This window comes from Micromonospora parathelypteridis (genome assembly GCF_014201145.1).
Taxonomy (GTDB): Bacteria; Actinomycetota; Actinomycetes; order Mycobacteriales; family Micromonosporaceae; genus Micromonospora; species Micromonospora parathelypteridis.
Genome location: NZ_JACHDP010000001.1, coordinates 6,011,252 through 6,024,638 on the forward strand (window position 1 = coordinate 6,011,252; position 13,387 = coordinate 6,024,638).

Annotated in this window: 11 protein-coding genes; 7 read left to right on the forward strand and 4 right to left on the reverse strand. The window is 68.7% G+C overall.

Annotated features, from left to right (window positions below; translation table 11 throughout):
* Nucleotides 1-21 precede the first annotated feature (21 nt).
* Nucleotides 22-957, forward strand: a complete 936-nt coding sequence (locus HNR20_RS27130) for a GNAT family N-acetyltransferase (protein ID WP_184185419.1) — start codon at nucleotides 22-24, stop codon at nucleotides 955-957.
* Between the two features lie 123 nt (nucleotides 958-1,080).
* Here the strand turns inward: HNR20_RS27130 and HNR20_RS27135 are convergent, their stop codons facing one another.
* The 4 genes from HNR20_RS27135 to HNR20_RS27150 form a co-directional block, all read right to left on the reverse strand.
* On the reverse strand, nucleotides 1,081-2,061 hold the full coding sequence (locus tag HNR20_RS27135; protein WP_184185422.1) for a ThuA domain-containing protein: 981 nt from the start codon (nucleotides 2,059-2,061) through the stop codon (nucleotides 1,081-1,083).
* A gap of 303 nt (nucleotides 2,062-2,364) precedes the next feature.
* Entirely contained in the window at nucleotides 2,365-3,168 is an 804-nt protein-coding gene (locus HNR20_RS27140) for a citryl-CoA lyase (RefSeq protein ID WP_184185425.1), read from the reverse strand.
* Nucleotides 3,165-4,355 carry a CaiB/BaiF CoA transferase family protein gene (locus HNR20_RS27145; protein ID WP_184185428.1) on the reverse strand — a complete coding sequence of 397 codons (1,191 nt, stop codon included), beginning with the start codon at nucleotides 4,353-4,355 and terminating at the stop codon, nucleotides 3,165-3,167. Before HNR20_RS27145 ends, HNR20_RS27140 begins: the two co-directional genes overlap by 4 nt.
* 49 nt (nucleotides 4,356-4,404) lie before the next feature.
* A complete protein-coding gene (locus HNR20_RS27150) occupies nucleotides 4,405-5,109 on the reverse strand; it encodes an IclR family transcriptional regulator (protein ID WP_229687283.1) in 705 nt (234 codons plus the stop codon).
* Between HNR20_RS27150 and HNR20_RS27155 the strand changes: the two genes are divergently transcribed.
* From HNR20_RS27155 to HNR20_RS27180, 6 genes are all read left to right on the forward strand, one after another.
* Nucleotides 5,072-6,850 (forward strand): aldehyde dehydrogenase family protein, encoded by a 1,779-nt coding sequence (locus HNR20_RS27155; RefSeq protein ID WP_229687282.1) that lies wholly within the window; start codon nucleotides 5,072-5,074, stop codon nucleotides 6,848-6,850. The genes HNR20_RS27150 and HNR20_RS27155 overlap by 38 nt on opposite strands.
* Nucleotides 6,847-8,622 carry a thiamine pyrophosphate-binding protein gene (locus HNR20_RS27160; RefSeq protein WP_184185437.1) on the forward strand — a complete coding sequence of 592 codons (1,776 nt, stop codon included), beginning with the start codon at nucleotides 6,847-6,849 and terminating at the stop codon, nucleotides 8,620-8,622. The genes HNR20_RS27155 and HNR20_RS27160 overlap by 4 nt, the downstream gene beginning before the upstream one ends.
* A 75-nt stretch (nucleotides 8,623-8,697) precedes the next feature.
* Complete coding sequence (locus tag HNR20_RS27165) at nucleotides 8,698-9,852, forward strand: ABC transporter substrate-binding protein (RefSeq protein WP_184185440.1); 1,155 nt, start codon at nucleotides 8,698-8,700, stop codon at nucleotides 9,850-9,852.
* Nucleotides 9,853-9,915: 63 nt separating this feature from the next.
* Entirely contained in the window at nucleotides 9,916-10,785 is an 870-nt protein-coding gene (locus HNR20_RS27170; protein WP_184185443.1) for a branched-chain amino acid ABC transporter permease, read from the forward strand.
* Entirely contained in the window at nucleotides 10,782-12,596 is a 1,815-nt protein-coding gene (locus HNR20_RS27175) for a branched-chain amino acid ABC transporter ATP-binding protein/permease (protein WP_184185446.1), read from the forward strand. The genes HNR20_RS27170 and HNR20_RS27175 overlap by 4 nt, the downstream gene beginning before the upstream one ends.
* Complete coding sequence (locus HNR20_RS27180; RefSeq protein WP_184185449.1) at nucleotides 12,593-13,348, forward strand: ABC transporter ATP-binding protein; 756 nt, start codon at nucleotides 12,593-12,595, stop codon at nucleotides 13,346-13,348. Before HNR20_RS27175 ends, HNR20_RS27180 begins: the two co-directional genes overlap by 4 nt.
* The last annotated feature ends 39 nt before the right edge of the window (nucleotides 13,349-13,387 follow it).

Genomic DNA, 13,387 nt, shown 5'->3' on the forward strand with positions numbered 1-13,387 from the left:
CCCCACCGAAGGACCGCTGCTGTGACCACGATCCGCATTGCCCACCCCGACGAAGTCCCCGGCCTCGTCCAGTACCCCGACGACGCCGAGCGCAACACCGCGACCAGCGCCTACCTCACCGATCTGCTCGCCAAGCGCTGCACTCGACCCGAATGGTGCCTGGTGGCCGAGGACCGCGGCCGGCTGATCGGCGCCGTGGCGCTCTGGACCATGCCCGGCAACGACGTACCCAGCGACGTCGTACTCGTGGAAGCTCCCTGGGACGACCCGGAGCTCACCGTCGGGCTCGCGCTGCTCACCGAGGCGGCGAATCTGGCCAGAAAGCTGGGCGCCACCGAGCAGGGCCACGTGGTGGACTCCCCGGCCCAGGCACCGCAGTTCCAACGTCACCCCGAGCAGCGGGCGGAGCTGCTGCGCCGGGCCGGGTTCGCCGTGGCCCGCGACGGCCGGCGTTTCCGCTGGCTGACCGGCGGTGAATTGCCCGCGCAGGACGGGCGGCTGCGGTTCCGTTCCCTCACCGAGCTGGGACCTGGGCCCTTCATCGACCTGCTGGAGGCCCTGCTCGCGGACACCGCCGACGCGCTGCTCGCCGCCGACGTACAGAAGCACGGACTCCGTAAGGCGGCCGAGTTGCTGTTCGAGGAGTCCACCGAGTTCGCGCACGAGCCGCAGTGGTGGGAGATCGGGTACGACGCCGACGGCACCCCGGCCGTGATCAGCCTGCCCGCCCACAGCCCGGCCTTCCCCGTGATCAGCTTCGTCGGTGTCGCCCCCGCTCACCGGGGCAAGGGCTACAGCACCTCTGTCGTCGCCCGGGGGACCCGGATCCTGGCCGAGAACGGCGCCACCGAGATCCGTGGCGACTGCGACGCGGCGAACATCGCCATGTTCAAGGGATTCGAACGGGCGGGCTACCACAACTTTGCCAACCGGATGGAACTCTCTCGCCCGCTCTAACCGATGCGTCCGGCTCGCGTGTCACGGTCGCAGACGCCGTGCCGACACGGCTCAGGCCGTTGCCACCCACGCCGATGGCAATGGCCTGAGCCGCTCGCTTGACCGATTAAATACGCCGCGGTGTCATCGGCAGAACGAGGTGCGGCCCATGGCGGATTCGATACCGCCGAGGACGTGGTCGAGGAAGTACTGGTCGCCGGTCATCGGCGTGTCGGTCCAGGCCTCGACGGCGTGGCCCATCGTGGTGACCCACGAGCGTCCGCCGTCGTAGTACTGGCACCACGACACCGGGTGGTTGCGCCCATGGCCAGGGTGTCCGCTGCCCCCGGTTGCGCCCTCGGGCAGCGTGGACTCGTCGACCTTGGCAAGGATCCGCACCTCGCTCGGGAATGGCACCAGGTTGTACCACTCGTCGGCGAAGTCCCAGCGGGTGGGGAGCCCGGCGGTCGAGGCGTCCCGGCGGCTCGTGGTCGTGACGGTGCCTGGCTGGTTGCGTCCGTGATCGTAGTAGTTGGCTCCGCCGAGCAGGCCTTCGTACCATTCCCAGTTGTATTCCGTGCCGAACGCGTTGTGAATGCCCACGAAGCCGCCACCGCCGCGGATGTACTGACGCAGCGCGGTCTGCGCCGGATCGTCGAGGGCGTCCCGGGTGGTGCTCATGAAGATGACCGCGTTGTAGCGGAACAGCCGCGAGGGCGACGAGAGTTGCGTGACGTCCTCGGTCCAGTCGACGGCGAAGTTGTGCTCCGTCCCCAGCTTGACGATGGCGTTCTGTGCGGCGTGCGCGGGGGTGAGGGGTGGGTTGAGGCCCGGTGGCAGGACGGGCCCGATGTGCGCGTGTCGCGGTCCGGCCGTCCGGCTGTAGACGAGGACGCGGTAGCCGTCAGCGGCAGGGTCGAAGTTGCCCCAGTCGTGGTAGCAGCCGGAGTCCAGGCCGCGACAGACACCGTAGTTGGGCCGGCCGAGGTTCTCGGCGCCTCTGTCGCTCGATGTGGAGGTGGCTTTGTCGGCAGCACTCGGGATGGACGTGCCCAGCAACATGACGGCTGCGGTCAGGGCGGCGCCGAGGACTGCGCTGATCAGTGTGTTGCGCCGTAGGGGCATGGTTGCTCTCCTTTGTGGAGGCGTCGGTGGTGGCTAGGACGGCGAGCGCGCCGCCGGCCCGGGGGAGCGGGGGCCGTAGAGGGCGGGAGGGCGGCGCCGGATGAACTCCAGCGCATCGAGGTCCGCTAGGTGGACCGCGCGTACCGCGTAGAGGTACGGCCAATATAGCGAGACACTGATTGGCCAGCAAGGCACAAACCGCTTCTGACAAGGGCTTTTGCAGCCGTTCCCACGGATGCCGCGCACCGCGGATGGCCCCCGGCGCAGTGCAGCGAGGGCTGTTCGGACACGGTGCGGGCGGCCTCAGGCGGTCCCGAGGTAGGTGGGCAGAATGGATGGCGGCATCGGGCCCTTGTTGCGTCGGCCCTGGCCCGTCTCTTCCCAGGCGTGCGCGAGGATTCCGACACTGCGGCTCAGCACGAAGAGGCCGCGGGCCAGTGGCGGAGCGAAGCCGAGCTCGCCGTAGATGACGGCCGTGCAACCATCCACATTGATCGGTACGGGCCGCTGTCGTCCCGAGGCCAGAATGCGCTCGATCGCGTTCGCCGCATGCAGGTACGACCCGTCCACCACGCCCTCGGCGGCCGCGGCCTCGACCAGGCCCAGCAGTGGCTTGCGGCGCGGGTCCACGGTGTGGAAGCGGTGTCCAAAACCGGGTAGGTACTTGGAGCGAGCCCTCCAGTCCTCGACGACCGAGGCCGCGGCCCGATCGAGCGTGTCGCCGGCCACGGTGCGGCTGGTGACCTCGGCCAGCATCTCCATGCACTGTTCGCCGGCACCGCCGTGCACGTCGCCCAGGAGGTTCACCCCGGTGGCGACGGCGTTGTTGAGCCCGACGCCGCAGGTGGCGGCAATGCGGGCCACCGCGATCGACGGAGCGTGCGGGCCGTGATCCACGCCGGACACCATCGCGGCCTCGAGCAGCCGCTCCTGGGCGGGTGTCGGAGGGTGCCCCCGGAGCAGCAACCAGATCGTCCCGACAAAGCTCGTGTGCCCGATGAGGTCCTGCACCGGTCGACCACGCAGTTCGATCACATCAGGTTCGATGCGGGACACCGCGGTGGACCACCAGTCCGACACGTCCCGCACGGTTGGTCCGTCACTCACGGTGCCGCGACCTCGTCGACGGCGCCGAGGTCGGCGTCCAGGGCGAACTCGTCGTTGTGCTCTCCCAGGAGCGGTGGGGGTGTCGCTGGTCGAAGAGGAGTGCCGTTGACATGCACGCCGTTGCCGCTGACCCGCAGGGTGCGGTCGGCATTGCCGGGAAAGGCCAGGTCGGTGAAGAAGCCGCGCACCTGTAGCTGTTCGAGTTGGACCGCCTGGGGGACGGTCAGAATGCGCGCCGCGGGAACACCCGCCGCGGAGAGCATCCGCTCCCACTCGACCGCCGGCCGTCGGCGGAGCGCGACGTTGATCTCCTGGTTCAGGGCCGCGCGGTTGGCCTTCCGTGCCTCGCGGTCGGCGAAGCGTTCGTCGGTGACGAGATCGTCGCGCTGGACGAGCCGGCACAGCACCTCGAACTGCCGCTGGCGGTTGGCCGCGATGTTGAGAGCGCCGTCGGCGGTCTCGAAGGTTCCCGAGGGGGCGGCGGTCGCGTTCTGGTCGCCCATCGGCTTCGGTGGGACGCCGCTCACCAGATAGTTGGAGGTGGCCCAGCCCATGGCAGACAGGGATGCCTCCAGCATGGACACGTCAAGGAACGCGCCCTCCCCGGTCTGGGACCGGCCGGTGAGCGCCGCGCAGATAGCCATTGCGGCCACGAGGCCGCCGACTGAGTCGGACACTGGGAAGCCGACCCGCAGGGGTGCCGTCTCCGGCGTGCCGGTGATGCTCATCATCCCGGCGAGACCCTGAATGATCTGGTCGTACGCGGGCGCCTGGCTCATCGGGCCGCCCTGCCCGAAGCCGGAGATGGCGCAGTAGATCAGGCGCGAGTTTGCCTGTCGGAGGGTGTCCCAGTCGTACCCGAGCCGTTCCATCACGCCGGCGCGGAAGTTCTCGAGCAGGACGTCTGCTCCGCTCAGGAGTTCCTCGAAGGAGGCGCGATCGTGCGGGTCCTTGAGGTCCAGCTCGATCGACTTCTTGCCGGCGTTCTGGGCGAGGAAGGAGGTGCCGAGCCCTGCCTCGTTGAGCGCCGGCTCCGGACCGAGCCGACGTGCCAGATCCCCGTGCCCCGGTTTCTCGACCTTGACGACCTCCGCTCCGAGCAGCATGAGTTGGTAGCTGCAGTACGGGCCTGCCAGTACGTTGGTCAGGTCGAGGACCCGTACGCCGCGCAGCGGTCGGTTGTCCATGCGTGCCCCTCGGGTGGGTAGTGGCGGCCTGAGCCGATGTGGCGTCGGCCTACCGGGCGAGTGGGTGGTCGAAGCCTGTCTCGGACATGCGGGCCGCGGCGACCTTGAGCGATTCGACGAACTCGGCGACTCGCCCCGGGGTGAACCGCATTGTCGGCCCGCTCAGGCACAGCGCCGCCACGACCGGTCCCGATCTCCCGGTCACCGGCACGGCGACGGCGGACAGGCCAGGTTCGCGTTCACCGTCGCTGGTGGCGAAGCCCGTGGCCGCGGCGTCGTCGAGCCACGTCCGCAGCGTCGCGATGTGCGACTGACCCCACGGCGACGATGCGGCGACCCGCGCGAGCAGAGCGGGCGGCGCGTCTCGAAGCAACACCTTGGATGATGCGCCGGCCCACATGGGCAGCTCATCGCCGACCCGGACCACGTGGCGCAGGGCCTGTGGGCTCTCCTCCTGGGCGACGCAGACTCGGCTGATGTCCCGGGTCACGTACAGATTGACCGTCTCGCGATGGGTCGCCGCGAGGTCGCGCATCAGCTGGCGGGTTTCGGGCGGGACCTCCCAGCTGCGGTTGGCGAGGTGGGCCCACCGCCACAGGCCGGGGCCGGCTGTGTAACCGTGGCTCGTCGCCCACAGCAAGCCGTTCTGCTCCAACGTCTGGACCAGGCGAATGACAGTCGTCTTCGCGAGGCCCGTGCTGTCCACGATCTCCCGGATGGTTACCGACGGTCTGCTCTCTGTCAGCAGCGACATGATTTCCATCGCGCGCTGGACGCTGCGGACACCGCCCGCATCAGGGGTGTCTGTGGGTGTCGGCCCCGGTGTTGATGAGTTTCGTTCGGCCATGGATGCCATGGTCTCTCTCTCGCGTCCTTCGAAACGGCTTCACGTCCCCGTAACGGTTTTGGAACCAACTATTGCCAGGGGACCTCGCCGCCCGTACGTTACACCTAGTCCGCAGGACGGTCCAGGAGTGCCACTACGCGGTCCACTCGAGGGAGCGGCGATGCTCGACAAGCCCATCCGTACGCCATCGATCGAGGTCGTCGAGGTCGGATGCCTCATCGCTGGCGAGTGGGTCACGACGGGACCGCGACTCGAACGCGTCGGACCCTGGGTGCGGCAGAGCGTCAGCGCCGCCCGGCAGGCGGACGAGGACGACGTCACCGCCGCACTCGAATACGCACGCCGTGGCGCGAAAACGACCGCCCGCCTCTCGCCAGCGGCACGAGCCGCAGTGCTGGAGCGCGCCACCGCTGCCGCGACCGAACAGCGGGACCGCCTGGCGCGGCTACTGGCGCTGGAACTCGGCAAGCCGGTCAAGGACGGTCTGGGCGAGATCGATCGGGTCGCGGACACGTTCGCCGTCGCCGCAGCCGAGGCCAGGCGTATCGGGGGAGAGGTCCTGCCGGTCGCCGGCTGGGCCCGGGGTGTGGGGACGACCGCCTTCACACACCGTGCGCCGGTCGGCGTGGCTCTGGCGATCACGCCATTCAACGCGCCGGCCAACCTGCTGGCGCACAAGCTCGCGGCAGCGTTCGCGGCGGGAAACACGACGATCGTCAAGCCGCCGCCGCAGGCGCCGGCGGTGTCCGCGGCGATCGTCGCGCTCCTGCTCGACTCTGGAATGCCCCCGGAGGCCGTTCAGGTGCTCAACGGTGAGGGCCGGCTCGGGGCTGCTCTGTGTGGGGCCCCGGACGTCGGCGTCGTCAGCTTCACCGGCAGCGTCGCCACCGGTGCGGCGGTCGCCCGTGCGGCCGGCGCCAAACGGCTCGTCATGGAACTCGGGGGCAACGCCGCCACGATCGTGTGTGAGGACGCGGACGTCGGGGCAGCCGCCCGGATCTGCGCCGCCACCGGATACAGCAACTCGGGACAGAGTTGCATCTCGGTTCAGCGGATCTACGTCCACCGTGGGCGCTACGACGAGTTCCTGGCCGCCTTCACCGGCGAGGTGGAGAAGTTGTCGGTCGGCGATCCGCTCGACCCGACCACCGACGTCGGGTCGATGGTCGACGACGACGCGGCCGAACGCGTGGTCGCCTGGGCCGCCGAGGCGGAGGCCGCAGGTGCGACCGTCACGACCGGCGGCCGCCGGGACGGCGCCACCGTCGTGCCGACCGTAGTGGCTTCGCCTCCCGTCGACGCACGGTTGATCCGCGACGAGGTGTTCGGCGCGGTGGTCAGCGTGTTGCCCTACGACAACTTCGACGATGTGGTCGCCGCCTGCAACGACAGCCGTTACGGACTGCAGGCAGGGCTTTTCACCAATGACGTCCGGCGGATCGTGAGAGCGTGGCGCGAGCTTGAGGTCGGTGGCCTCGTCGTCAACGGCTCATCCAACTTCCGACTCGACCACGTCCCGTTCGGCGGGGTCAAAGACTCCGGGTTCGGGCGCGAATCACCGCGCTGGATGATCGACGACTACACGGTTGTGAAGACGTTGCTGCTGCGTGGCATGTCCCTGTTCGGCGATCAGGAAGGCACGCGATGACTCTCGACCAACTTGTGGACACCGCCGCGCACCGGGACACGGTCCCCGCGGCGGAGGCCATGGTGGCCCAGCTCGAGTCGTACGGGGTGGAGTACGTCTTCGGCACCTGTGGACACACCAACATCGCACTACTCGATGCCATTGGGCGCAGCAGCATCCGGTTCATCATCGCCCGTCACGAACAGACGGCCGCGCATGCGGCCGACGGCTACGCCCGCGCCACCGGCAAACCCGGCGTCCTGCTGCTGCACGTCGGCCCCGGCATGACGAACGCGGTCACCGGCGTGCTCACCGCCGCGATGGACTCGGTGCCGCTGGTGGCGATCGCCGGCGACATCCCGTCCTACTACTACGGCCGGCATCCGCACCAGGAGATCAACCTCCATGCTGACGCCGACCAGGCGGCGATCTACCGTCCCTTCGTCAAGCGGGCGTGGCAGGTGCACCGAGCGGGTGACCTGGCGCGGTTCACCCAGCGCGCCTTCTCGACCGCGACCACCGGGCGTCCGGGCGCAGTGCTGCTCAGCGTGCCGATGGACCACTTCTCGCGTCCGGTCCCGCGGGAGACCGCGGACGGGTTCCCGCTTGTGACACCGGAGCGGCCGGGCCTGCAGGCTGCCGTCGCTGGACGGATTGCCGACCTGCTCGTGGCCGCCGAGAGGCCGCTGGTCTACCTGGGCGGCGGCCTGCGGCGCGGACCAGGACTCGACGCCCTGCGCTCGCTGATCGAGCACCTCGACATCCCCGTCGCACATTCGCTCATGGCCAAGGGGACCCTGCCCGACAGCCATCCGCTCCTGCTCGGGATGCCAGGCTTCTGGGGCCTTGAGGTGACCAACCGGCACACCCGTGAGGCTGACGTCGTCCTGGCGCTGGCCACCCGGTTCGCCGAGACCGACACCAGCTCCTGGGACCCCCGCTACACCTGGCAGTTTCCGCCCGGGCACCTGATCCAGATCGACATCGACCCGGCGGAGATCGGCCGCAACTTCCCGGTCGCGGTGGGCGCCGTCGCCGACGTCTCGGACGCCGTGCGCGCCATCGACACCGCTGTCCGTGAACGACAGCCCACGCCGCGCCAGCGGCCCGAGCTGCGCGAGACCATCACCGCGACCCGTCGTGCGCTCTTCAGCGAGAGCCGGGAACGCGGCACCAGCGCCCAGTTCCCGCTGCGACCCGAGCGGATCCTGGCCGACCTGCGGGCGATTCTCCCGCCGGATTCCATCCTCGTCACCGATGTGGGATGGAACAAGAACGGCGTCGCCCAGTGCTACGAGCTGCCCGACGAGGGGCGGTTCATCACACCCGGTGGCGCTTCGACGATGGGCTTCGGCCCAGCGGCAGCGGTCGGTGTCCAGATCGCTCAGCCCGACCGGACCGTCGTCGCCCTGATTGGCGACGGCGGCATGGGCGCGCAACTGCCCGCGGTGCCCATGGCGGTCGAACAGGGCGCCCCGGTCATCTTCGTCGTGATGAACAACCGGTCCCACGGCACGATATCCGACCTGCAGTCGGCGAACTTCGGGCGCAGTTACGGCTGCGACTTCGTCGGACCCGACGGCTTGCCGTACAGCCCGGACTTCGCCGCCTATGGCCGGGCGTGCGGCGCCGACGGCTACAGCATCGCCACGGCCGAGGAACTGGGCTCCGCCCTGCGCAGCGCCGTCGAGGCACGCCGCCCGGCGGTGCTGGACGTGCCCATGATCAACGAGCCGGTCCCGACACCGGGGCACTGGAACATCAAGGACATCTACCGGGGGGTCTTCGACTGAGCGGCGAGCGCCCTGCCGTCGTCCGCGCACACCCCACAAACACCCACCACCCCACCACGACTCGAGGTGACCCTCATGACTCGACGCTATCGGCGTACGTTCGCCGCCTCGCTCCTCGCCATCGGAGTGGTCTTCGCTGGCGCCTGCTCCGCCCCTGGGGAGGAGTCCGCCGGTGAGGACGGGAAAACCGGCCCCATCAAGATCGCCATCGCCAACGCGCAGAGCGGCCAGCTGAGCTCGCTCGGCGCCTGGGAACTCAAGGGCGCCAAACTCGCCATCGACGAGTGGAACAAGAAGGGCGGCATCGACGGCCGTCAGATCGAGACCGGCGTCTTCGACAGCCAGGGCGATCCGACGGTCGGCACCAACGTCGCACGCAAGATCGCCAGCGAGGGCTACATCGCGATGCTCGGCACCGCCGAGAGCGCGGTGACGATCGCCATGGCGCCGATTCTCCGGCAGGAGGAGATTCCCAACATCACCTCCGGCCAGTCGCCGGGCCTGATCGCCGTCAAGAGCCCCTTCCTGTTCCTCAATGGCCCGACCAGCCTGACCTACGACGAGACGCTGGCCGAGCACGTCGTCGACAAGCGCGGGATCAAGAGCATCGCTCTCATCACCAACAACGGCTCCTACGGCAAGGGCGAACACGACGCCTTCACCAAGGCGCTCGCCGCCCGCGGTGTGACGCCGGTGGCCGACCAGGTCGTCACCACCGACCAGAAGGACTTCAGCGCGGCCTTGACGAACATCCGTCAGCGTAAGCCGCAGCTGATCTTCGTCGGTGCGGAGGAAGTGCAGTCCGGTCTGATCGTCAAGCAGGCGCGCGACCTCGGTATCACCGCTCCCTTCGCCGGTGCCGCGCCGCAGGGCACGCCCGTGTTCATCGACACCGCCGGGGCGAGCAACACCGAGGGGACGATCGTGAGCACGCCCTACCTCAGCAACGAGGTGAGCGATGCGTCGCGCACATTCGCCGCCGCCTACCTGGCAGCGTTCGGCGAACCCGCCGAGATGCACGGCGCAAAGGCCTATGACGGCGCGCAGATCCTGCTGACCGCCCTCAAGAACACCAACGTGGCCTCGGGCAAGGAACTCGCCGACGCGATCCGTGCGGTCAAGCACCAGGGCCTGCTGGGCAGCTTCGCGTACGACGAGACGGGCGTCGGGATCTTTGCGACCTCGATCGGCACGATCACCGCAGGCAAGTTGGTCCCGACCCAAGGCTGATCTTGGAGGGGGCGGCTCCCGTGGGGCCGCCCCGGATCGTCGGAAGAGGGTCAGGGGAGAAGCATGCAAGTCTTTCTGCAGACGTTCATCGGCGGGATGAGCCTCGGCGCGATCTACGCTCTTGTCGCGTTGGGCTTCTCGCTCGTCTACCGCACCATGGGCCTCGTCAACTTCGCGCACGGCAGTGTCGTGATGATTGGCGCCTACCTTGCGTCGACGTTCTACCTCACGGTGAGACTCCCCTTCGCTCTGGCCATGGTGGTGGCGATCGGGGTCACCGGGCTGATCGGCATCATCATCGAGCGGGTGCTGCGGCCGCTGGAGAACAAGGACTTCGACCTCATGCTGATCGGCACGATCGGCTTCGGAATCGTGCTGGAGGCGCTCGCGATCGTCATCTGGGGTGCGACCGGACGTGCGGTGCCGTCGCCCGTACCGGCAGCACCCCTGGACGTCCTCGGCATCCGCATCCGGACGTACGACCTTGTCGTGCTCGCCATCGCGGCCGTCGCGACGGTCCTGCTGGTCCTCTTCCTTCAGCGGACGAAGCGTGGCATCGCGATGCAGGCGGTGGCCATGGACCACCAGGCCGCAACCGCCGTCGGCATCCATGTCGGGCGGAGCAACTCGATGGCGTTCATGATCGGGGCAGGCCTCGCCACGTTGGCCGGCGGCCTCGTCGGCCCGCTGTTGTATGTGAGCCCCGCGATGGGCGGAGCGCTCGGCATCAAGGGCTTCGCCGGGGCGATCCTCGGCGGCTTCGGCAGCATCCCGGGCGCGATTCTCGGTGGGATCAGCATCGGGGTGATCGACTCGTTCGCGGCTGGGCACTTCCAGGGCTACTCCGAGCTTGTCACATTCCTGATCTTCACCATGATCATCATGATTCGCCCGACCGGCATCTTCGGCGAGAGGACGGTGAACCGGGCATGAGGTACCGGCTCGGCGGTCTGGCGGCGCTGGCGGTCGTCGCCTGGATGCTCCCGTACCAGCTCAACTCGTACACCATGCACGTCGTCAACGTCATGTTGCTGTACGCGATCCTCGCGGTCGGTCTCGGCCTGGCCATGGGCATCGCCGGGCAGATCAACCTGGCTCAGGTCGCGTTTTTCGGCGTGGGGGCCTATGCCACGGCTGTCCTCACCGTCAAGGCGGGCCTGGGTTTCTGGATGGCTGCCCTGCTCGCCATCCTCGCCACGGCGGCGGTCGGCCTGGTCGTGGGTACCCCCGCGCTACGCGTGCAGTCCCATTACCTGGGCATCGTGACACTCGGGCTCGCACTGGCCTTCACCAACTGGGTGACCAACTCCGAGGTCGCTGGCGGCGCGGAGGGCATCTCGGGCATCCCGCGGCCGGAACTGCCCGGCATCGACCTGTCCAACGCGTATCTCTACTACTACGTCGAGCTCGCGCTGTTCGCGCTGACCCTGGGTTTCGGCCTCTTCGTCGTGCACACCTCGCTGGGCCGGCGGATGCGCGCGATGCGCGACGACTCCCTCGCCGCCGGCGCGGTCGGCGTCGAGGTGCCCGCGCTGCGGATGACCGCCTTCCTGCTCGCGAGCGTCTACGGCGGCGTCGCGGGCGTGCTCTACTCCGGGCTGATCGGGTACGTGGCACCGGAGACGTTCAGCATCGCCAACATGTTCCTGCTCCTCGCCATGGTGATCATCGGAGGGCGGCAGAGCCTGGTGGGTTGCGTGGTCGGCGCGATCGCACTCGCACTCGTCCGCGAGGTGCTGATCGACTATCCGACCTACGCGCAGGTGGCGTACGGCACGGTCGTGGTCCTCACCGTCGTGTTCGCACCGACCGGGTTGGCCGGCCTTCCCCGCCGTCTGAACTCCGTGGCGCGGCGGCTGGGCTGGCGTCGTCGGCCGGAGCAGCAGGCAGCCTCCCTGAGCCCGTTTCGGCCGTACGAGCCCGGGCCGGCGCCGGTCGACGACGCTGCGCCCATCCTGGAGGTCCGCAACCTCAGCATGCATTTCAAGGGCGTCAAGGCCGTCGCCGACGTCTCCATCCTCGTGCCGGCCCGGCAGATCAGGGGCATCGTCGGCCCGAACGGTTCGGGCAAGACCACGCTCTTCAACGTGATCAGTGGGCTCTACCGGCCGACCGCGGGACGCGTGCTCCTCGACGGTCGCGATGTCACCGCGGCAAGGCCACATGCCCTGGCACACGCCGGCATCGCGCGGACGTTCCAGAACCTGCGGCTCTTTCCGGCGCTGACCGTGCGGGACAACGTTCTGGTTGCCCTCGACCCGAGCCGGGTCCGCGGTACCTGGCGCTACCTCCTGCTCCCGCTCGGCGTATGGCGGCGCGACCGTGCCCTGCGTCGGGAGGCCGACGACCTGCTCGACCGGTTCGGTCTGCGAGCCTTCGCCGACAGCCAGCCAACAGCGCTGCCGTACGGCACCCAACGCCGGGTCGAGATCGCCCGCGCGATGGCCGCCCGACCGCGACTCCTGTTGCTCGACGAGCCAGCGGCAGGCCTCAACGGCGATGAGGTCCGGCAGTTGTGCGACATCATCCGCTCGATTCGCGACGCCGGCGTCAACGTCGTCGTCATCGAACACAACATGGGGATGGTCATGTCCCTGTGTGACCACGTCACCGTCCTCGCCCACGGCGCGATCATCGCCGACGGGCCGCCGGACGAGGTTGCGGTCTCACCCGAGGTGATCGAGGCCTACCTCGGCGAGACGATGGCCATGCCAGCACCGGCCGTGTCGGAGGCCCAGCGATGACAGTCACCCGTGGCACGTCCGACGGCACCAACGTCAGCACCGAGCGCCAGCTCGTCGTCGACGGCCTCTCCGTCCGCTACGGCGGGGTGACGGCTGCCCACGACGTGTCGTTCACCGTGCAGGCGGGACAGTCGGTCGGCATCATCGGCGCGAATGGCGCTGGCAAGACCTCGACGCTCAAGGCGCTGATGGGCCTGGTCCCGCGCACCGTGCGGTCGATTCGATACGGTGACGTGGACCTCACGCGTGTGCCGGGCCGCAACATGGTCCGCCACGGGATTGGCTACGTGCCGGAAGGTCGGCATGTCTTCCCCGGCCTTCCGGTGGAGAGGAACCTTCTCCTCGGCGCCTACACCCGCCGGTGGAAGGGCGCGACGCTGGACACGCTCGACGAGGTCTACGAGCTGTTTCCGGTCCTGCGCGAGATGCGCGGTCGGCTCGCCGGTGCGCTGTCCGGCGGGCAGCAGCAGATGCTCGCGATCGGGCGCGCACTGATGTCGGCACCGCAGCTGATGCTCCTTGACGAGCCGTCGATGGGCCTCTCGCCGAAGCTGGTCAGCGAGATTGTCGCCGTACTCAAGAAGCTCAACGAACGCGGTCTCAGCATCCTGCTCGTCGAGCAGAACGCACAGTTGACATTCGAAGTGACCACGGAGTGTCTCGTCATGGAGAACGGCGTCGTCGCCATGACCGACTCCTCCGAGGCACTCCGTCAGAACCCCCAGGTACGCAAGATCTATCTCGGCCTCTGAACAAGTCCTGTCTCGTGGAACTCGTCGACAGAGAGAGGT